Source organism: Trebonia sp. (assembly GCF_030042015.1).
GTDB lineage: Bacteria > Actinomycetota > Actinomycetes > Streptosporangiales > Streptosporangiaceae > Trebonia.
The window spans coordinates 1-20,215 of record NZ_JASIAL010000535.1 but is presented as its reverse complement, the minus strand read 5'-3'; the positions used below and the strand labels follow the sequence as shown (position 1 = coordinate 20,215).

The 20,215-nt window shown below is 70.7% G+C and carries 21 protein-coding genes; 1 reads left to right on the top strand and 20 read right to left on the bottom strand.

Translation table 11 applies throughout. The features are described from left to right. Positions 1–114: 114 nt before the first annotated feature. Both Q1N79_RS28400 and Q1N79_RS28395 read right to left on the bottom strand, forming a co-directional pair. The gene (locus Q1N79_RS28400; protein WP_300614134.1) at positions 115–327 is read right to left on the bottom strand and encodes a DUF397 domain-containing protein; all 213 of its coding nucleotides are present in this window, start codon (positions 325–327) and stop codon (positions 115–117) included. A gap of 62 nt (positions 328–389) precedes the next feature. Further along, a complete protein-coding gene (locus Q1N79_RS28395) occupies positions 390–1,244 on the bottom strand; it encodes a helix-turn-helix transcriptional regulator (RefSeq protein WP_300614133.1) in 855 nt (284 codons plus the stop codon). A gap of 478 nt (positions 1,245–1,722) precedes the next feature. Between Q1N79_RS28395 and Q1N79_RS28390 the strand changes: the two genes are divergently transcribed. Further along, the gene (locus Q1N79_RS28390) at positions 1,723–2,358 is read left to right on the top strand and encodes an ATP-binding protein (RefSeq protein WP_300614132.1); all 636 of its coding nucleotides are present in this window, start codon (positions 1,723–1,725) and stop codon (positions 2,356–2,358) included. Here Q1N79_RS28390 and Q1N79_RS28385 read toward each other — a convergent pair. The 18 genes from Q1N79_RS28385 to uvrB all read right to left on the bottom strand — a co-directional run. Then, the gene (locus tag Q1N79_RS28385) at positions 2,250–3,641 is read right to left on the bottom strand and encodes an adenosylmethionine--8-amino-7-oxononanoate transaminase (RefSeq protein WP_300614130.1); all 1,392 of its coding nucleotides are present in this window, start codon (positions 3,639–3,641) and stop codon (positions 2,250–2,252) included. The genes Q1N79_RS28390 and Q1N79_RS28385 overlap by 109 nt on opposite strands. A gap of 58 nt (positions 3,642–3,699) precedes the next feature. Continuing rightward, positions 3,700–5,109 carry a ribosome biogenesis GTPase Der gene (der, locus tag Q1N79_RS28380; protein ID WP_300614129.1) on the bottom strand — a complete coding sequence of 470 codons (1,410 nt, stop codon included), beginning with the start codon at positions 5,107–5,109 and terminating at the stop codon, positions 3,700–3,702. Further along, positions 5,106–5,798, bottom strand: coding sequence for a (d)CMP kinase (cmk, locus tag Q1N79_RS28375; RefSeq protein ID WP_300614127.1), 693 nt, complete (start codon positions 5,796–5,798; stop codon positions 5,106–5,108). Before cmk ends, der begins: the two co-directional genes overlap by 4 nt. Positions 5,799–5,928: 130 nt before the next feature. Then, positions 5,929–6,306 carry a DUF5302 domain-containing protein gene (locus Q1N79_RS28370; RefSeq protein WP_300614126.1) on the bottom strand — a complete coding sequence of 126 codons (378 nt, stop codon included), beginning with the start codon at positions 6,304–6,306 and terminating at the stop codon, positions 5,929–5,931. An 82-nt stretch (positions 6,307–6,388) separates the two neighbouring features. Then, on the bottom strand, positions 6,389–7,492 hold the full coding sequence (locus Q1N79_RS28365) for a prephenate dehydrogenase (protein WP_300614124.1): 1,104 nt from the start codon (positions 7,490–7,492) through the stop codon (positions 6,389–6,391). Then, positions 7,489–7,851: a chorismate mutase gene (aroH, locus tag Q1N79_RS28360; RefSeq protein WP_300614122.1), complete on the bottom strand. Its 363-nt coding sequence runs from the start codon at positions 7,849–7,851 to the stop codon at positions 7,489–7,491. Before aroH ends, Q1N79_RS28365 begins: the two co-directional genes overlap by 4 nt. A 35-nt stretch (positions 7,852–7,886) precedes the next feature. Beyond that, a complete protein-coding gene (locus Q1N79_RS28355) occupies positions 7,887–8,768 on the bottom strand; it encodes a pseudouridine synthase (RefSeq protein ID WP_300614121.1) in 882 nt (293 codons plus the stop codon). Continuing rightward, positions 8,749–9,360, bottom strand: a complete 612-nt coding sequence (gene scpB / locus Q1N79_RS28350; protein ID WP_300614120.1) for an SMC-Scp complex subunit ScpB — start codon at positions 9,358–9,360, stop codon at positions 8,749–8,751. Before scpB ends, Q1N79_RS28355 begins: the two co-directional genes overlap by 20 nt. After that, a complete protein-coding gene (locus Q1N79_RS28345; RefSeq protein ID WP_300614159.1) occupies positions 9,357–10,199 on the bottom strand; it encodes a segregation/condensation protein A in 843 nt (280 codons plus the stop codon). The genes scpB and Q1N79_RS28345 overlap by 4 nt, the downstream gene beginning before the upstream one ends. Before the next feature lie 32 nt (positions 10,200–10,231). Then, entirely contained in the window at positions 10,232–10,678 is a 447-nt protein-coding gene (locus tag Q1N79_RS28340) for a cobyrinic acid a,c-diamide synthase (protein ID WP_300614119.1), read from the bottom strand. Beyond that, positions 10,645–11,520 carry a ParA family protein gene (locus Q1N79_RS28335; RefSeq protein ID WP_300614158.1) on the bottom strand — a complete coding sequence of 292 codons (876 nt, stop codon included), beginning with the start codon at positions 11,518–11,520 and terminating at the stop codon, positions 10,645–10,647. Before Q1N79_RS28335 ends, Q1N79_RS28340 begins: the two co-directional genes overlap by 34 nt. A gap of 129 nt (positions 11,521–11,649) precedes the next feature. Continuing rightward, a complete protein-coding gene (locus Q1N79_RS28330; RefSeq protein WP_300614118.1) occupies positions 11,650–12,585 on the bottom strand; it encodes a tyrosine recombinase in 936 nt (311 codons plus the stop codon). A gap of 270 nt (positions 12,586–12,855) precedes the next feature. Next, positions 12,856–13,971: an alanine dehydrogenase gene (gene ald, locus Q1N79_RS28325; protein WP_300614117.1), complete on the bottom strand. Its 1,116-nt coding sequence runs from the start codon at positions 13,969–13,971 to the stop codon at positions 12,856–12,858. 36 nt (positions 13,972–14,007) lie between these two features. Then, entirely contained in the window at positions 14,008–14,625 is a 618-nt protein-coding gene (locus Q1N79_RS28320; RefSeq protein WP_300614116.1) for an NUDIX hydrolase, read from the bottom strand. Beyond that, positions 14,622–16,328, bottom strand: coding sequence for a CTP synthase (locus tag Q1N79_RS28315; RefSeq protein ID WP_300614115.1), 1,707 nt, complete (start codon positions 16,326–16,328; stop codon positions 14,622–14,624). The genes Q1N79_RS28320 and Q1N79_RS28315 overlap by 4 nt, the downstream gene beginning before the upstream one ends. A gap of 108 nt (positions 16,329–16,436) precedes the next feature. Continuing rightward, positions 16,437–17,363 carry a hypothetical protein gene (locus Q1N79_RS28310; RefSeq protein ID WP_300614114.1) on the bottom strand — a complete coding sequence of 309 codons (927 nt, stop codon included), beginning with the start codon at positions 17,361–17,363 and terminating at the stop codon, positions 16,437–16,439. Between the two features lie 108 nt (positions 17,364–17,471). After that, the gene (locus Q1N79_RS28305; RefSeq protein WP_300614113.1) at positions 17,472–18,452 is read right to left on the bottom strand and encodes a GNAT family N-acetyltransferase; all 981 of its coding nucleotides are present in this window, start codon (positions 18,450–18,452) and stop codon (positions 17,472–17,474) included. 141 nt (positions 18,453–18,593) lie between these two features. Continuing rightward, on the bottom strand, positions 18,594–20,215 hold a 1,622-nt coding region (uvrB, locus tag Q1N79_RS28300; protein ID WP_300614112.1), incomplete at its 5' end, for an excinuclease ABC subunit UvrB.

Sequence of the window (20,215 nt, the reverse complement as noted above, 5' to 3'; positions counted from 1 at the left end):
CCCGGTTTATCCGGTGCTCCCCCGGTCTGGCTGTCCCCCCGGTCTGGAAGTCCCGCGCGCCTGGCCGTAAGTAAGAGGCCTGGCAGATTGCTGAGCATCGTGGCCACCAGGACGTCACCGGGCGAGCGGAAGGTCGAACTCGCCATTCTTGGCGCCGACCAGGAAAGCTTCCCACTCGGCCCGCGCGAAGACGTGCGGCGCCTTGCCGCGGTCCTTGGAATCGCGAACCGCGACGCCGCCACCGGGAAGGTGCGCCACCTCCACGCAGTTGCCCGCGGCACTCGCGCTGCTCTTGAACCAGTGCAGGTCGCTCAGATCCGTTTCCATCCGATTCCTTTCTGTTTAGCCGACCATCCTTTATTTCGCGTGGCGGCGGGATCGCCACGTGCTTACACCAGATCGCGGGCGGCCTGTGAAATCAGGTCAGCGGAAGCGCTCGGCGATAGCGCTGCCGCCCGGAGCCTGTCGAAGGCCTCCGAGCGCGCCCGGACCTCCCTGTCCTTTTCCAGGTAAATATGGCCTGCCACTGACTCCACGTAGCCAACTTCGGAATCGGACCGTTCCGGAAATTCAAGAATCGAGAAGGATCCCCCGTGTCCCGCGTGGGCGCCGCAGGCGAATGGCAGGATTTGCATCGTGATGCCAGGCCTATTAGCCTCCGCGATCAGGTGGTTCAATTGCCTGCGCATGACGGCAGGCCCGCCGACCGTCCGCCTGATCACCGCCTCGTCGAGAATCGCCCAGAGCTCGAGCGGCGGCTCGTCATCCAATCGCTGTTGCCTGGCCATCCGCAGGTCCACCAGGCGATCGATCTGCGCCGCCGTGTATCTGGGGAACATCTCCCTGATGACGGCCAGCGCGTAGTCGGCCGTCTGCAGCAGTCCCGGCACGACCGAGATCTCATAGCTGCGAATCCCCGCGGTCTCCGCCTCAAGCCCGACGTAGATGTCGAACCCGCTCGGCAGCACGTCGTCGTAGGCCGCCCACCAGCCCTTACGGTGCCCCTCGCGGGCCATGTCGACCAGGACCTGCCGCTGCGCGGGGTCCGTGACGCCGTACATCTCCAGCATCTGATTCAGGTACGCCGACTTCGTGGGCGCCTTGCCGGTCTCGATGCGCGACAGCGTGGACGGCGCGACGCCGAGCGCGGCGGCCACCTCCTCAAGCTTGTAGCGGCTCGAGTCCCGCAGCCTGCGGAGCTCGGTGCCGAGCCTGCGCCTGCGGACGGTCGGGCCGGTAGCCATCGGAGGTCCATCTCCTTCAGCGAGCGCGACGGCATGGCCTGGTCGCGAATTAGCGCCGACCAGACCAGGGCGAACAGTCCTGTCCTGTCAGGCAGAACGATACAACGCAATGATCAAGAATGAAATCGCATCCGCGATTTCATAATTTTAACTTGCTCCACGCACTTGCGCCGCATGCGCTTGCGCCGGATCATTAATATGTGCGGGCGCAAGCGCGGCACGCCGGCGCAATCATGAGCCATCGATTATCAACAAAAACGGTAAATCGGGCATATGGACTCCGCTGCGACCACGGCATCGACGGGAGAAAGGGATCTCGAACAGTTGTTTTATATCGGCCTATGCGCCCGGCCAAGGGTGGCTCCATGCGGCCAGCCTTGGACGGCGGCGGCCGGTGCCAGGACAAATGAGCTAGACGAGGCGGAAGCACTCCTGGGCTTCCGGAATTCCGAATGCGCTAATTTGGGAGGGCGCGCAGATGGACACCCCCGCCACAGGCCACCAGCGTACGTCCGGCAGGAGGCAGCGAGCCGCGATCCTGGGCTCCGTCACCGTTCCCGGCAGCCCGGAGCACGTCTCGGGCACTAGGGCCTTCATCGTCCGCACCCTCACCGGGCTGCCGGGCATGGACACGGACGCCGCGACCTTACTCACGTCTGAGCTGGTCACGAACGCGATCCAGCACACGGACTCGGGCGCTCCCGGTGGCATGGTCACCATCGTCGTCATCGGGGTGCCAGGCGGCGTGCTCGTCGAGGTGATCGACGACGGTTCCGCGGGCGCGCCCGTGGTCAAGAACGACCTGTACGCGGCCGAAGGCCATGGCCTGTTCCTCGTGCAGCAGCTCGCCGCGCAGTGGGGCTACCTGCGGGATCCGGCCGGCACGACGGTCTGGTTCCACCTGTCCGTCGCGGAGCAGCGTGACGGCCGCGGCCCTGGCGCCCCTGGCGCCCCCGGCGCCCCCGGCGCCCTTGACGCGCCTGACGGCTCTAGCGCGCCTGACGGCTACCCGTTGGCAGCGGGCGCCGTCACCTCCGTCACCTCCGTCACCGCCCGCACCGCCGCCAGCACGCCGGCGCAAATGCGCGCGACGTCGTCGTCCCCCGTCACGTAGGGCGGCATCGTGTAGATCAGGTCGCGGAACGGCCGCAGCCACACGCCGGCCCGCACCGCCGCCGCCGTGGCCGCCGCCACGTCGACGTCCCGGGAGAGCTGCACCACGCCGATCGCGCCGAGCACCCGCACGTCGGCAACGCCCCGCAGCCCGGCGGCGGGGGCCAGCCCCGTGCGCAGCCCGGCCGCGATCCGCGCCACCTCGGCCTGCCAGCCCCGGGGGTACGTGCCGTCGCCGAGCAGCGTGTCGAGGGACGCGTTCGCCACGGCGCAGGCCAGCGGGTTCCCCATGAACGTCGGCCCGTGGGCGAGCACCGGCAGCTCGCCCGCGGCGATCCCGCGGGCGACCTCGCTCGTGGCCAGGACGGCGGCCAGCGACAGGTACCCGCCGGTCAGCGACTTCCCCACGCACATCACGTCGGGCGACACCCCGGCGTTCCCGGCGCCCCCGGCGTGCCCGGCGCCCCCGGCGTTCCCGGCGTTCCCGGCGTGCCCGGCGGCGAACAGCGCCCCGCTGCGGCCGAAGCCGGTGGCGATCTCGTCGAAGATCAGCAGCACCCCGCTGGCGTCGCATGCCTCGCGCAGCACCCGCAGGTACCCAGGGTCGTGGAAGCGCATCCCGCCGGCCCCCTGCACCACGGGCTCCACGATCACGGCGGCCAGCTCGGCCTTGTGCTCCTCGATCAGCGCGCGCAGCGCCTGCGCGTAGGCCGGGTCGACGCCCGCGGCGAAGCCGGCCGGCGGCATCCCGGCGAACACCTGCGGTGGCAGCACGCCGTCCCACATCCGGTGCATGCCGCCTTCGGGGTCGCACACCGACATCGCCATGAACGTGTCGCCGTGGTACCCGCCGCGCCAGGTCAGCAGCTTCCGCTTCGCGGCGTGCCCGCGAGAGCGCCAGTACTGCAGGCACATCTTGACCGCGATCTCGACGCTGACCGATCCGGAGTCGCAGAGGAACACGTGCTCTAGCCCGTCCGGTGCCAGCGCCGAGAGCCGGTCGCACAGCACCACGGCCGGCTCGTGCGTCAGCCCGCCGAACATCACGTGGCTCATCCGCCCCAGCTGATCGCGCGCGGCCTTGTCCAGGGCCGGATGCGCGTAGCCGTGGATCGCCGCCCACCACGACGACATCCCGTCGATCAGCTCGCGCCCGTCGGCCAGCCTGAGCCGCACCCCGCGCGCGGATTCCACGACCAGCGGCTGCTGGGTGCCGGGCATCGGCGCGTACGGATGCCAGACACGGCGTCTGTCCAGCTCGATGAGCTGCTCGGTCGAAAGCATGAAAACCGATTATCCCGAACGGACCGGGGCGGCTGCCGAAGCGCCCGCCACGTCGCCGTCAGGAGCGGCGGGCGGGGGGCCTGGCGGGCCTGCCGGCACCGGGTTTGCCGCCTTTGCCGCGCTTTTCCCGCAGCCGCATGGACACCTTGATCGGGGTGCCCTCGAAGCCGAACTCCTCGCGGAGCCGCCGCTCGATGAACCGCCGGTAGGTTTCCTCGAGAAACCCGGTGGTGAACAGGACGAAGTGCGGCGGCTTTGTTCCCGCCTGGGTGGCGAACAGGATCCTCGGCTGGCGGCCGCCGCGCATCGGCGGCGGCGTGGCCGCCACCAGCTGGTTCAGCCACGCGTTCAGCTGCCCGGTTGACACCCGCTGCTCCCAGCTGGCCAGCGCCTGCTCGATGGCCGGCACCAGCTTCTCGACGTGGCGTCCGGTGGCGGCGGAGACGTTCACCCGCGGCGCCCAGCGCGCGCCGTAGAGCTGACGGTCGATTTCCCGCTCCAGGTAGCGGCGCCGCTCCTCATCGGTCAGGTCCCACTTGTTGTAGGCGATCACCAGTGCCCGCCCGGCCTCGATCACCATCGTGATGATCCGGAGGTCCTGGTCGGTGAGCGGCTGGCTCGCGTCGATGAGCACGACCGCGACCTCGGCGCGGTCGAGCGCGCCGGCCGTGCGCAGCGCCGCGTAGTAGTCGGCGCCCTGGCTCTCCCGGAAGCGCCGCCTGATCCCGGCCGTGTCCACGAACCGCCAGGTGGTGCCGCCGAGCTGGATGAGCTCGTCCACCGGGTCCCTGGTGGTTCCCCCCACCGGGTCGACCACCGCGCGCTGCCCGCCGGCGAGCTTGTTGAGCAGGCTGGACTTGCCGACGTTCGGGCGGCCGAGCAGGGCCACCCGGCGCGGGCCCGCCTCGGCCTCGCGCTGCGCGGGCGCCGCGGGCAGCGCGTCAAGCACGATGTCAAGCAGGTCGCCGCTGCCCCGGCCGTGCATCGCGCTGACCATGACCGGCTCGCCGAGGCCGAGCGACCACAGCGACATCGCGTCGGCCTCGTTCCTGGCGTCGTCCACCTTGTTGGCCGCGAGCACGACCGGCTTGGCTGACCTGCGCAGCACGCCCGCGACCGCCTCGTCCTCGTCCGTGGCGCCGACCCGCGCGTCCACCACGAACAGCACCGCGTCCGCCAGCTCGACGGCGATCTTCGCCTGCTCGGCCACCTGGGCCGACAGGCCCTGGGCTCGCGCCTGCCAGCCGCCGGTGTCCACCACGGTGAACGTCCGGCCGCGCCAGTTGGCGTCGTACGCGACCCGGTCCCTGGTGACGCCAGGCGCGTCCTCCACGACGGCCTGCCGGCTGCCGAGGATGCGGTTGACCAGCGTCGACTTGCCGACGTTCGGCCGCCCGACGACCGCGAGCACCGGCTGGGCGCCTGCCGTGCCGTCAGGCTCGTCCGGCTCAGGTCCGCTGCGAATCACCTGCTTTTCTCCCCCGCGCAGGCGAGCTGTGTCCGCTCGCGGGCCAGCGCCGTGATCATCTGGGTCACCGCTGGCAGTGATAGGTCGGTGGCATCGATGAGCACTGCGTCCTCGGCCTTCGCCGACTGCGCCGCGTCCAGCCGGTCGCGGCGGGCCTGGTCCGCCTCGGTCGTGTCGACGGCGGCGCCGTGCTCGGCCGCGCGGCGCTGCGCGCGGGCGCCGCTGTCCGCGGTCAGGTAGACCTTCAGCGGCGCGTCCGGGGCGACCACCGTGCCGATGTCCCGGCCTTCGGCGACGATGCCGGCGGCGGCGGCCTTGATGATGGCCCGCTGCTTGGCAATGAGGTGCCGCCTTACTTCCGGCACGCGCGCGACTTCGCTGACCTTGGCGGAGACCTCCGTCGTCCGGATGTCGGCGGAGACGTCCCTGCCGTCAACGCGGGTCCACGGGTCGTCTGGGTCCGTGCTCACCTCGATGGCCGGGACCGTCGCAAGCTCAGCCACGCGCGCCTGGTCGGCCGTGTCGGCGCCGCAGGAGACCAGCCACCAGGTCAGCGCCCGGTACATGGCGCCCGTGTCCAGGTAGTTCAGGCCGAGCGCGCGCGCGACACCGCGCGACGTACTCGACTTGCCGGCCCCTGACGGTCCGTCCACGGCCACGACGAACGGACTCGGCGATGAGATTCCCACCCCGAAATGGTACCGGGACCGCAACTCTGCTGTTTCCGGCCGTACCGGGCAACTCCTCTTCCGGCCGTACGGGCGACGGTTCGGCGGCGTCCGCCGGGCGCCCGCCGGGCGCCCGCGCCGCCGGGGCGGGCTAGCCGCTCTTGCGCCGGAAAGAGCGGCGGCCGGAGGCCGGGCCGTGTGACCCGTGGATCTTGCCCGCGTCACGTCCGCCCTTGCCCGATCCCTCCGCGTGAACTTCGCGCTTGCGGTCCAGGGCCGCGCGGAACTTGCGCTTGACCTCGTCGAGATCCGGCTTCGACTCCGCGCCGTCGGCGTGCTCGCCGGCCTGCCCTGCCTCAGCCTGCCCTGCCTCAGCCTGCCTCGCGTCGGCCCGCCCAGTGGCGGCCTGCTCACCTGAGGGTTCCTCGCCGTCGGCCTGCCCAGCTGGGGACTCCTCCGCGCCGGCCTGCGCAGCGTCGGCCTGCTTCGCGTTTGCCTGCGCGGCTTTGCGCGGTGCGCTGTCACTCATGCGGACCTCCTTGTAGGCGTCAAGCTTCGCACATTTTCCGCCGGGTCTGCTCGCCCAGCCGATCGGGGCGGCCGGCCGGGGGTCAGCGGCGCACCGGCCAGCCGCCCGCTTCCATCGCGTCGAGCAGTGTGGTCGCCTCGTCCGGGCGGACCGACAATTCCGCCACGCCGACGGGCAGCCCTGGCGAGTGCTCGATCCGCACGTCCTCGATGTTGACCCCGGCGGCACCAGCCGCGTCGAACAGCCTGGCCAGTTCGCCGGGCCGGTCGGCGATGACCACCTGGACGGCGGTGAAGTTGCGCGGCTGGCCGCCATGCTTGCCGGGGATCCGCGCGGCGCCGGCCCGGCCGCGCTCGAGCAGGCCTGGCACATCCGCCGGCGCGCCCGGCGACGCCGCGGACTGGGCGAGCGACCGGGCGGCGGCGGCGAGGTCCGCGGCGACCGCGGCGATGACCTCGGCGACCGGCGCGGCGTTGGCGGTGAGGATCTGCGTCCAGAGCGCGCTGTCACCCGCCGCGATCCTGGTGACGTCGCGCAGCCCCTGCCCGGCCAGCCGCAGGGCGTCGCCCGGGACGGCGGACGGGGCGAGCCGGGCCGCCATCGCGGCGGCCACCACGTGCGGGGCGTGCGAGACAAGCGCAACCCACTGGTCGTGCGTCGCCGGATCGGCGCGGACCGGATCCGCGCCGCAGGCCAGGACGAGCCCCGTCACCGCGGCAAGCGCGTCGGGTGACGTCTCAGGCAGCGGGCACAGCGCCCAGGTGCGGCCGAGGAACAGGTCGGCGCGCGCGGCAGCGGGACCGCTCCGTTCCCGTCCGGCCAGCGGATGGCCGGGAACGTAGCTGCTCAGCTCGCAGCCGAGCGCTCGCGCCTGCGTGACAGGCAGTGCCTTGACGCTGGCGACGTCGGTGTACCAGTCCGCGACCGCGCAGTCCTGGGCGCGGGCGAGCGTAGCCGCGACAGCGGCGGGGGGCACGGCGATCACCGCCCCGTCCGCGATCCCCTTGGCGTCACGCAGGTCGGGGATCACTGTCCCGGCACCCAGGTCAGCCGCGAGCCTGGCGGTCGCCTCGTCCGCGTCGGCCAGCCACACCTGCGCGCCGCGCTCCCGCAGCGCGAGGGCCACCGAGGTGCCGATCAGCCCGGTCCCCGCGACGAGCAAGCGGCCGGGCGCCGGGTCGGTCACTGCGCGATGTCCAGCCGTAGCGCGGCGGCGCCACGCAGGTACACGTGCTGGATCTCCGCGCGCGGACGGTCGGTCTCCACGTGCGCCATCAACCGCACCACGCGGGGCATCGCGCCGGGCACGGGGATCTCGGTCGCGCAGATGAGCGGCACGGCGTGAAAGCCGAGCTTGCGGGCGGCGAGCGCGGGAAACTCGGCGGTCAGGTCCTGGGTCATCGTGAACAGCACGCTGATCACGTCGTCGGTGGTCAGGTCGTTGCGGCTCAGCACCGCGGACACGAGCTCCGCGGTGCCCTCCAGGATGGCGTCCCTGTCGTTGGCGTCGACCTGGATCGCCCCGCGAATGGCCCGGACTGTCACGTGCTCAACTCCTCGGTTTCTTCCCGGTCCGCATGCTACAGGCCGACGGCGGCGTACAGCTCACCGATTTCCCTGGTGGTGAGATCGCGGGTCGCGCCCGGCCGCAGGTTCCCCAGCCTGACAGGGCCCACGCTGACGCGGACCAGGCGGGAGACCGGGTGCCCCGCCTCGGCGAGCATCCGGCGGACAATATGCTTGCGGCCCTCATGCAGCGTGATCTCCACGAGCGCGCGCGAGCCCGCCTGCTCGAGCACCCGGAACCCGTCCGCGATGGCGACCCCGTCCTCGAGCTCGATGCCCGTGGCCAGCCGCCGGCCCAGGTCACGCGGGACCGGGCCAGGCACGTCCGCCAGGTAGGTCTTGGCGACCTCGTAGCTCGGGTGGGCGAGCCGGTGGGCAAGTTCGCCGTCGTTGGTGAGCAGCATCAGGCCTTCGGTGTCGTAGTCGAGCCTGCCCACGTGGAACAGCCGCTCGGCATGGTCGCCGAGGAAATCCGTGATCGTGCGCCGGCCGCGGTCGTCGGACATCGCGGTCATCACCTTCGGCGGCTTGTTGAACGCCAGGTACACCACGTCCTGCCGGGAGGGGATGCGCTTGCCGTCGACGCGGATCACCTGGTGCTCGGGATCCACCCTGGCGCCGAAGCGGCGGACGGTCTGCCCGTCCACCTCGACGCGCCCGGCGCCGATCAGCTCCTCGCACTGCCGTCGGCTGCCCACGCCGGCCGCCGCGAGCACCTTCTGCAGCCTGACCCCGCCGGGCACGTCCGTGAGGTCGTCGCGCTCGCCTTCGGGACCGCCCCAGTCGTCGTCCGCGTCGTCATGGTCGTGGTAGCCACCGCCGCGTGCGCGCGAGGCCGGTCCCGCCGCCCGCGAGCCGCGACGGGCCGGAGGCCTGTTACGCCCGCGTCCGCTCATGGTCCTCGATGTCCTCGATGTTCTCCGGCAGGAACGGCGCGAGGTCGGGCAGGTCGTCCAGGCTCGCCACGCCAAGCCGCTCAAGGAAATAGCCGGTGGTGCGGTACAGGATCGCGCCCGTCTGCGGATCGGTCCCCGAGTCCTCGACCAGCCCGCGCAGCACCAGCGTCCTGATCACCCCGTCGCAGTTGACCCCGCGCACCGCCGAGACCCGCGCCCGGCTGACCGGCTGCCGGTAGGCGATCACCGCCAGCGTCTCGAGCGCGGCCTGGGTCAGCCGGACCTCCTGGCCGTCCCTGACGAAACGCTCCACGAGCGGCGCGCAGTCCTCCCGGGTGTAAAAGCGCCAGCCGCCCGCGATCTCGCGCAGGTCGAAACCCCGGCCGTCGGCCGTGTACTCCGCGGCCAGTGCGCGCAGGCCCTCGGCTACCTCGTCCCGCGGCCGCTCGAGCACCTGCGCGAGCACCACCTCGGGTACCGGCTCGTCCGCGACGAGCAGGATCGCCTCCAGGCAGGCGCGCAGGCTGGGGCCGCCGCCGGGGCCGGACTCATCGCCGGAGTCCGCGCGCTCCCCCGTCACGTCGGTGGTCATCTGTAGTCTTCTTCGCTTTCCGTCGGTGCCTTGACGCTACCCGCTCCCGGCGCCGATAGCACAACCTCGCGGTCGGCGCCGATCCAGCTCACATACAGTTCGCCGAGCGGCGCCACCTGGTCGAATGTGACCATCTCCTCGCGGAACAGCTCAAGCAGGGCGAGGAAGGAGGCGATGACCTCGTAGTTCCCGCTCGCGCCCGCGGTGAGCTGTCGGAAGCTGGCCCGGCCCAGGCCGCGCAGCCGGTCGGCGAGGAGCACCGCCTGGTCCTGGACCGAGATGAACGGCGCGTGGATGTGTTCCGTCGGCACGACCGGGGGCGCCTTGGGGGTCATCGCCCGCGCGGCCAGCGCCGCGAACTCCTGCGGGCCGATCGTGAACAGCACCTCAGGGAGCAGTTCGGCAAATCGCGGCTCAAGCGGCACGCGGCGCGGGAAGCGCCGCGCGGCCGCTGCCATCCGCCCGGCGAACACGGCCGACGCCTCCTTGTAGGCGCGGTATTGCAGCAGCCGGGCGAACAGCAGGTCCCTGGCCTCGAGCAGCGCCAGGTCCTCCTCGTCCTCCACCTCACCCGACGGCAGCAGCCGCGCCGCCTTGAGGTCGAGCAGCGTGGCCGCGACCACGAGGAAGTAGCTCACCTGGTCCAGGTCCCAGCCGCCTGAGCGCTCGCCGATGTAGGCGATGAACTCGTCGGTGACGCGGGACAGCGCCACCTCCGTGATGTCCAGCTTGTGCTTGGAGATAAGCGCGAGCAGCAGATCGAACGGCCCCTCGAAGACGTCCAGGTGCACCTCGAAGGCGCCCGCGCCGCGCGGCGCATCGCCCGCCTCGCCAGCCACCGGATCGCCCGTCACCGTGCCACCTGCGCTCGTCACCACGCTAACGACGGTAGCGGACTCGCGGCGTCGTCCGCCGCCCTCCCGTTAGGGGCGGGCGCCCCGGGCGCCCCGGGCGCTCCGTTCGGGCCGGGCCCGAGCACCGGGCTCCCGTCAGTCCCCCCGTCGAGGCTGGCGCGCACGCGCCGGGCCACCAGGCTGTCCTTGCCCCGCGCGTCGAGGTCTGCGAGCAGGATGGCGATCGCCTCCCGGACCAGGCGACCGCGGTCGATCACGAACCCGTACCGGCGGAGCGCGAGCCGTGCCTGCTCCACATCGAGCAGCTCGGCCGCCGACAGGTAGACGGTAATCTTCTGATCGTGCTTTTCCCTGCCAGTCGCTTGGCGTTCATCTGAGGCGACTGGACCAGGCGCGGCGGGGCGCAGGAGTTCCGCGACCCCGGGAATGCTTACCCGGCGTGACCGTCCCCTGCCTGCCGCCACCGCTCTAGTACCTCCTTGGCGAGCTCACGGTAGGAACTAGCCCCCATCGACGCGGAGTCAAAGCTCGTAATGGGCTCACCTGCAACGGTAGCGTCCGGGAACCGCACTGTGCGGTTGATCACCGTATGAAAAACCTTGTCACCAAAGCCATTTACGATGCTGCCGAGCACTTCCCTGGTGTGCAAGGTACGAGAGTCATACATGGTGCCCAAGAGACCATCGATCACGAGTTTCGGATTGAGCCGCTGCTGCACCTTGTCGATGGTCTCCATGAGCAGGGCCACGCCGCGCATCGCGAAGTACTCGCATTCCAGCGGGATAAGCACGCTGTCAGCGCACGCGAGCGCATTGATCGTCAGCAGGCCGAGCGACGGCTGGCAGTCGATCAGGATGTGGTCGTAGTCCGGCACGACGGATTTGAGCGTGCCGCCGAGCACGAATTCGCGGCCGACCTCGTGTACCAGCTGCACCTCTGCGCCGGACAGGTCGATGTTACTTGGCAGCAGGTCCATGCCCTCGACGCTGGTCTTGAAGAGCACATCGCGCGCCTGCACGTCCCGCTCCATCAGCAGGTTGTACACGGTGCTGTCGATGTCGTGCGGCTGGATGCCGAGCCCGACGGACAGCGCGCCCTGCGGGTCGAAGTCCACGAGCAGCAGCCGCCGCCCCTGCTCGGCGAGGGCCGCGCCGAGGTTGATGGTCGTCGTGGTCTTCCCGACGCCGCCCTTCTGGTTGCAGATCGCGACGATGCGCGCCGGGCCGTGCTCGGTCAGCGGCTTGGGGTCAGGGAACGCGGGCAGCGGACGTCCCGTCGGCCCTATGTCCCCTGGTAGAAGCTCTATTACGCGAGATGCGGCCACCAGTAAGATCCTCCCGCGGCTAGAGGTCGCGAACAGTTCGGGACTCTAGGCCCCGCAATAGGCGGGGGCAAGCCAACGCGCCGTAAGCGCCGGATAATTTACCCGTTACGGTCAGCCGAGTGCCCTCGGGTGCGCGGCGGCGTAGACCTCTCTGAGCTTGTCCACCGTCACCAGAGTGTAGACCTGTGTGGTCGTGACCGAGGCATGTCCGAGCAATTCCTGCACGACCCGGATATCGGCACCGCCATCAAGCAGGTGGGTGGCAAAACTGTGCCGCAGAGTATGCGGGGAGACCCCCGATATTGCGCAGCGGTCCGCCGCTTCCCCCAGCACGCCCCACGCTCCCTGCCGAGTGAGCCGGCCGCCGCGGGCGTTCAGGAACACCGCCGGCGTCGCCTTTCTCCTGGCCGCGGCGGCCAGCGCGGGACGGCCGCGGACCAGGTACGCCGCAAGCGCGCGGGCGGCGTAGCTGCCCACGGGAACGAACCGCTGCTTGCCGCCCTTGCCGGACAGCAGCACCTCGGGGTCGGCGGCGAGGTCGAGGTCGTCGATGTCCAGGCCGACCGCCTCGGAGATGCGGGCGCCGGTCCCGTACAGGAACTCAAGGAGCGCACGATCCCGCAGCACCCGCGGATCGGGATCCTCGGTCGATCCCGCCGCCTCGAGCAGTCGCTCCACCTCGCCGACGCTGATCGCCTTCGGGAGCCGCCTGGGCGGCGCGGGCGGCGCGACGCCGCGAGCCGGGTCGTCGGCGCACATCCCCTGCGCGAGCGCGAAAGCGTGCAGCCCGCGGACAGCGACCACCGCCCGGCCCGCCGAACTCACGGCCAGCGGCGGGTGTTCCGCATCCCCCATCCGCAGCGCGCCGAGGAATGCGGCGACGTCCGCGGTGACCACGTCGCCGAGCGCGTCCTTGCCGTGCGCGGCCAGCAGGTCCGCATACCGCCGCAGGTCCCGGCGGTAGGACTCGACGGTGTTCGCCGCCAGCCCGCGCTCCACGACGAGGTACTGCAGGTACTCGCGCACCGCGCCGGCGACGCTGATCACGAAGCGATCGTAAGGCCTGGAGACACAACGGGCGCGGTTGGAGGTCCCTTACGCCCCGGGGAGTCCCGCGAGTGCGACTTTGCACACTCTGTGACCTTTTAGCGCCCGGAATGCCCGGTTTGTCCATGCAAGGAGTGTGCGAAGTGGGCACATGTGGTGGATGTGACGTTTGTGGAGTGGCCGGGCAGGGGCGGGCGGCGGCAGGGGACGGGCGGCACGGGACGGGTGAGTTGTGAGGCTCGTGGGGGCCGGCGCGTTCGGCGGGGATGGTCAGGCGAGGACCGCCGCTGTTGGGGTGTACGGGAGATTGTGCGCTTCGGCGACCGGGGCGCACGTGACCGCGCCCTCGTAGGTGTTCAGGCCGAGGGCGAGCGCCGGGTCGGCGCGCAGCGCGTCGCGCCAGCCGCGGTTGGCGATCTCCACCGCGTACGGCACCGTGACGTTGGTGAGCGCGTACGTGGAGGTGTGCGGCACCGCGCCCGGCATGTTCGCGACGCAGTAGAACAGCGAGTCGTGCACCCGGTACGTCGGCTCGGCGTGGGTCGTCGGGCGCGAGTCCTCGAAGCAGCCGCCCTGGTCGATCGAGATGTCGACGAGCACGGAGCCGGGCAGCATGCGCGACACCAGCTCGTTGCTGACCAGCTTGGGCGCCTTCGCGCCCGGCACGAGCACCGCGCCGATCACCAGGTCGGCGTCGATGACCGCCCGCTCGATCTCGTAGGCGTTGGACGTCACGGTCTGGCAGTGCCCCTGGTAGATCGCGTCCGCGCTGCGCAGCCGTGCGACGTTCCTGTCGAGCAGCAGGACCTCGGCCTGCATGCCGAGCGAGATCGCCGCCGCGTTCATCCCTGAGACCCCGGCCCCGATCACCACGACCTTCGCCGCGTACACGCCGGACACGCCGCCCATCAGGACGCCGCGGCCGCCTCCGTCGCGCTGCAGGTGGTGCGCGCCGACCTGCGGCGCCATCCGGCCCGCGACCTCGGACATCGGGGCGAGCAGCGGCAGCGAGCCGTCCGCAAGCTGCACGGTCTCGTAGGCGATCGAGGTGACGCCACGGGACAGCAGCGCGTCTGTGCACTCCCGGGACGCGGCCAGGTGCAGGTAGGTGAAGAGGACCTGTCCTGGGCGCATGCGCGGGTACTCTTCGGTGACCGGCTCCTTGACCTTGAGAATCAGGTCCGCCGTCCCCCATACGTCGTCGGCGGTCTTGAGGATCTTCGCCCCGGCGGCGGTGAAGTCCTCGTCAGGCAACAGCGACCCCTGCCCGGCGGCGACCTCGACAAACACCTCGTGGCCGTCTCGGACCAGCTCGTGCACGCCTGCCGGGGTGATCGCCACCCGGTACTCGTGGTTCTTGACTTCGCGGGGGACGCCGACCTTCATGAGATCCTCGATTCTGCTCGCGCCCCGGCGGCCCCCCTAAGTCTCTTCCGCGGTCGCCGGGCGAAGTCCGGAAAACCCATCTGAGCTGGCAGCATACCCCGCAAGAATGCCGGTGATAGCTGCGCTGTTGTGGAGTTTGCCGGCCAGCGCGAGGCGCACGCCGTCGGCCAGCGGAAGCCAGCCGGTGACGATGAATTTCTCCTCGTACTCCGGCTCGTGACCGCCGCGGGGGTCGTCGGCCCGCTCGAGGCCGCGCGCCAGAAAGATCCTGATCCGCTCGGTGGTAAACCCCGGGGAGGTGAAGCAGTCGACGAGAGTGTGCCATTCCCGCGCGCGGTATCCGGTCTCCTCAAGCAATTCGCGCCGCGCGGTCTGCAACGGCGACTCCCCGGCGGCGTCCCGCAGGCCGGCCGGTATCTCCCACAGCAGGTGCCCCACCGGGTGGCGGAACTGCCTGATCATCAGCACGCGCTGGTCATCGTCAAGCGCGAGCACAGCGACGGCGCCCGGGTGAGTCACGACGGTCCGTTCTGCGTAGTGATTGTCGGGCATGCGGACCTTATCGGTCCGTACGGTGAGCAGCCAGTTCCTTAGCTGCTCATCGGTGGAGACCACCGGCCAGCTTTCCGCGGCATCCTCGAACGCGGCGCTCACGCGGACGCCACCGCCCGTGCGCCCGCCTCGCCCGCGCGCGAGCGGGCCAGCGCGGCGGCGATCAGCCCGGAGAACAGCGGGTGCGGCCTGGTCGGCCTGGACAGGAACTCGGGGTGCGCCTGGGTCGCCAAGAAAAACGGGTGCGCGTCCCGCTTCAGCTCGATGAATTCCACGAGGCGGCCGTCGGGCGAAAGGCCGGAGAAAACCAGCCCCGCTTTCTCGAGCCTGTCCCGGTAGCCATTGTTGACCTCGTACCGGTGCCGGTGCCGCTCCTCGACGATGGCCGCGCCGCCGTACAGCTCGCTGACGAGCGTGCCTGGCCGCAGGCTCGCCGGGTAGAGGCCGAGCCGCATCGTGCCGCCCATGTCCCGCTCGCCCGCGACCACGTCCTCCTGGTCGGCCATCGTCGCGATCACCGGGTCCGGTGTCCGCGGGTCGAACTCGGCGCTGTTGGCCTCAGGCAGGTTCGCCAGGTGCCTGGCGACCTCGATCACGGCGCACTGCAGGCCGAGGCAGAGCCCGAGCACAGGGATCTTGTGCTCGCGCGCGTACCGGATCGCGCCGATCTTGCCCTCGATGCCGCGCACCCCGAAGCCGCCGGGGATGAGCACCCCGTCCACGCCGTCGAGCTGGCCCGCCGCGTCGTCGGGGTCCTCGCAGTCGTCGCTGGTCACCCAGCGGATCGTCACCTTCGCGTCGTTGGCGAAGCCGCCGGCCCGCAGCGCCTCGGCCGGGGACAGGTACGCGTCGGGCAGGTCCACGTACTTGCCGACCAGCGCGATGGTGATCGACCGCGCCGGCCGGTGCACCCGGCGCAGGAGGTCGTCCCACTCGCTCCAGTCCACGTCGTGAAAGGGCAGCCGCAGGCGGCGTACGACATAGGCGTCCAGGCCCTCGGCGTGCAGGACTTTCGGGATGTCGTAGATGGAGGGCGCGTCCGGGGTGGAGACGACGGCCTCCTCGTCCACGTCGCACATCAGGCTGATCTTGCGCTTCAGGCCGTCGCTGATCGGGCGGTCGGACCTGGCGACGATGGCGTCCGGCTGGATGCCGATGGACCGCAGCGCGGCCACGGAGTGCTGCGTTGGCTTGGTCTTCAGCTCCCCGCTCGGCCCGATGTAGGGCAGCAGCGAGACGTGCAGGGAAAAGCAGCGGTCCCGCCCGATCTCGTGCCTGATCTGGCGGATCGCCTCCAGGAAGGGCAGGCTTTCGATGTCGCCGACGGTGCCGCCGACCTCGGTGATGACCACGTCGACGTCGGGGCCGCCCATCTTGAGGATGCGGGCCTTGATCTCGTTGGTGATGTGCGGGATGACCTGCACGGTGTCGCCGAGGTAGTCACCGCGGCGCTCTTTTGCGATCACGCTTGAGTAGACCTGGCCCGTGGTCACGTTCGCCTCGCCGCGCAGCCTGGTGTCCAGGAAGCGCTCGTAGTGGCCCACATCCAGGTCAGTCTCTGTGCCGTCGTCGGTGACGAAGACCTCGCCGTGCTGGAACGGGTTCATCGTTCCTGGGTCGACGTTGAGGTAGGGGTCCAGCTTTTGCATCGAAACCCGCAGGCCGCGCATCCTGAGCAGCCGGCCGAGGCTGGAAGCGGTCAGGCCCTTGCCGAGGCTCGAGGCTACGCCGCCGGTGACGAAGAGGTGCTTGGTCTCAGCTTGCTTTGACGTGGCTAGCTTGGACTGAGTCGTTGAAGCGGCCAAGATGGGGCTCCCGTGGTCAGAGAGGTACGGCGAAAGCTGCCGGTCCACGGGCCCCCAGGATAACACGCCGCAGCTAGGTGACCTGGTAGCTTGCCGGTAAGTCATTTCTTAACCTTCAGTTCTAACGTTCAGGGGCCGCTCATGGCGCCCTGCCGCCGCGTCGGCGGTGGACCCGGGCGCTTTATCGCGGGTGGCGTGCTCCGCCTCGCCGAATCGCGCCAGCATGAGCGCGCTGGTCACCGCGAGCAGGAAGCCGGCCACCGCGGCCGGCTCAAGCCCTGGCCTGGTCTTGTCGCCGAGGAATACCACCCCGATGATCGCGGGCGGGAGTGTCTCGGCCAGCACGACCGCCGCCGTCGCGACCGTCACGCTGCCGCCCTCAAGCGCCGTGGCGTAGAAGACGAACGACACGATGCCCGCGGCCGCGATCGCGTAAGCGGCCGGATCTCGCACCAGGGTGAGCGGCTCGAAGCCGTTGAGCACCCGCGCCGCGATGCCGAGCACGCCGTAGCCGAGCCCGGCCACCACCCCGAGCAGCAGGGTGCGCGCCGGATCGCGCAGCCGGGCGGCGACAACGCCGCAGATCGCCAGCCCCGCGACGGCGACGATCAGCGCGATCTTGAACACGGCCCCCGCCGCGCTTGCCCCCTCGGCCCCGGCCGAGCTTCCGAGCAGCCCGACCCCGGCGACGACGCCCGCCACCGCGAGCCACTCACGCCAGGACAGCGCCACCCCGATAATCAGCGACGCCACGACCGCGATCACCGCGAGGTTGGCCGCCACTATCGCCTGGACCGCGAACAGCGGCAGCCGCTGCAGCGCGATCAGCTGCGCGATGAAGCCGAGGAGGTCCAGGCACAGGCTGGCCACGAACCGCCACTGGCGCAGCATCCGCGGGACGAGGCCGGGGTCGACGCGCCCGGCGGCGTCCTCGGTCGCCCGGTTACTGGCCTCGCGGACGGCAACCGCCTGCATCACCGAGGCTATCCCGTAGAACAGCGCGGCGACGAGGGCGGCGGTCAGGCTTACCAGCACAACGATTAGCTTACGCTCAGCCGGTGATCAGCGTTCATCCAGTTTCGGCCAGTTGTCGTCCGGCCGGGGTTTTGGATGCGCGTCCAGGCATGGCATGTCTCCCGCGCGCTAGCGTAGCGCGCTGGCGGGCCTGGCCTCCCAGCTCGTCCACAGCGGCCGGTAGCCCATCCGGTACCAGAAGGGCGCGGACAGCGGGTTGACCTGACTGTGGTGCAGCAGCGTGACCGCGACGCCGTCGGCGTCGAGGCGGTCGTGCAGGCAGCGGACAAGCGCCGCGCCGATTCCCGTGCCGCGCTCCTGCTGGTCCACGAACATCGTCTGCAGGTACGCCGCGGGGGACAGGCACGTCATCCCCGCGATCCAGCCGGCCTCATGGGGTGGCTGGCCTACCAGGAGGCCAACGGCGCGCCCGGCGCGTTCGGCGAGCCACGTCCAGGTCTGCGGCCTGGCGAGGCTCACGCGGATCTCCTCGCGCACCAGCCCGGGAGTCGCTGCCCGCCACACCGGGCCGCCGAAGTGCATGTCGTACCTGATCAACCGCAGCTCGAGGTCGACAACCTGCTCCTCGTCGGCTGGCCCGGCCAGCCGGATCGTCACGCCGTGCGCGCCGCGCGGTGCGGACCGCGGCCGGGGTCCGTTGGTGTCGTGCGGCCGCACCCGGGCCGCGACGACCGTCAGCGGCTGCAGCCCGTGCCGCAGCAGCGCCCTGATGCCGGTGATGTCAAGGCTCGGCCAGACGACGGTCGCCGACGTGTCCAGGCCGCGGACGGCGCCGGCGGCGGCCAGGTGATCGCGCCATTGCGACAGCAGCAGGTCGGTGGGCGCCGCGACGTCCTGTCCCGCCAGCCGGGGGACCAGCGTGAACCGGTCGGCCGCGCCCCAGGTCTGGTTCAGCGAGTCCGCCGGGATGCGCTGGTGGACGCACACGCCCAGCCCCGCAGGGCGGCCGTGGTCGCCGCTGAGGACGAGCGGCGCCCCGCATCCGGTGGGCAGCGACGCGGGGTCGGGCAGCAGGGGATCAATGGCCTGCCAGCGCCTGCCGACCGTGCGGTTGATATCGCGCACCGCATCGCGCACCACCCACGGCATGGCTAACCTCCCGGAAGTGCCCTTTCCGGGAGCACACTCATGTCGGGCATGTCGGGCCGCCGTCCCCGCACCCGGAGTGTCTCGCTCCCTGCTGCACTCTACCGGTGCGGGCACACCCCGCTGACTCGCCACAACCCGCGGCTATACGCCGGCCGCGTGCATGCCGCGGAGTTCGTGCTTGAGCTCCTTGATCTCGTCCCGCAGCCGGGCCGCGACCTCGAATTGCAGCTCCGCGGCGGCCGCGTGCATCTGCTCGGTCAGCTCCTGAATGAGGGCGACCAGGTCCCCGCGCGCCGCGCCGGCGCTCCCAGCCTGGTCGGCGCCGGCCAGCGCGCCCGCGCCGCGTGCCGCCGCGCGCGCCCGGGACGACAGCCCGGGAACCGGTGACTTGCCGCGGGACTGCTGGCGGCCGCCGCCGCCGATGAGCTGCTCGGTGTCGGCGTCCTCGCGGATGATCTGGTCGAGGATGTCGGCGATGCGCTTGCGCAGCGGCTGCGGGTCCACGCCGTTGGCGGCGTTGTAGGCGATCTGCTTGTCGCGGCGCCGGTTGGTCTCGTCGATCGCCAGCCGCATGGACGGCGTGACCTTGTCCGCGTACATGTGCACCTCGCCTGAGACGTTGCGCGCCGCCCGGCCGATCGTCTGGATGAGCGAGGTGCCCGAGCGCAGGAAGCCTTCCTTGTCCGCGTCCAGGATCGCGACCAGCGACACCTCGGGCAGGTCGAGGCCCTCGCGGAGCAGGTTGATCCCGACAAGCACGTCGTACTCGCCGAGCCGCAGCTCGCGGAGCAGCTCGACCCGGCGCAGCGTGTCGACCTCGCTGTGCAGGTACCTGGCCCGGACGCCGTTCTCGAGCAGGTAGTCGGTCAGGTCCTCGGCCATCCGCTTGGTCAGCGTGGTGACGAGGATCCGCTCGTCGCGCTCGGCCCGCTGCCTGATCTCGTGCAGGAGGTCGTCAATCTGCCCCTTGGTCGGCTTGATGACGACCTCGGGGTCGACCAGACCGGTCGGCCTGATCACCTGCTCGACGACGTCGCCGGCGACCCGCTGCAGCTCGTACGGCCCGGGAGTGGCCGACAGGTAGATCGTCTGCCCGATCCTGTCGAGGAACTCGTCCCAGGTCAGCGGACGGTTGTCGATCGCGCTCGGCAGGCGGAAGCCGTGCTCGACCAGCACCCGCTTGCGGGACACGTCCCCCTCGTACATCGCGCCGATCTGCGGGACGGTCACGTGCGACTCGTCGATCACCAGGAGGAAGTCCTCGGGGAAGTAATCGAGCAGCGTGTTGGGCGGGCTCCCCGCCTCGCGGCCGTCGATGTGCCGCGAGTAGTTCTCGATGCCGGAGCAGCTGCCGACCTGGCGCATCATCTCGACGTCGTAGGTGGTCCGCATGCGCAGCCGCTGCGCCTCGAGCAGCTTGTCCTCGCGTTCGAGCTCGCCGAGCCGGGTGGCCAGCTCGGCCTCGATGCCGTTGATCGCGCGCTCCATGCGCGTCGGGCCGGCCACGTAGTGCGAGGCGGGGAAGATGTACAGCTCGGTGTCCTCGCTGATCACCTCGCCGGTCAGCGGGTGCAGCGTCATCAGCCGCTCGATCTCGTCGCCGAACATCTCGATGCGAATGGCTAGTTCCTCGTACATCGGGATGACTTCGATCGTGTCGCCGCGCACCCGGAAGGTGCCCCGCGTGAAGGCCAGGTCGTTCCTCGTGTACTGCATGCCGACCAGCTTGCGCAACAGCGTGTCCCGCTCGATGGTGTCGCCGA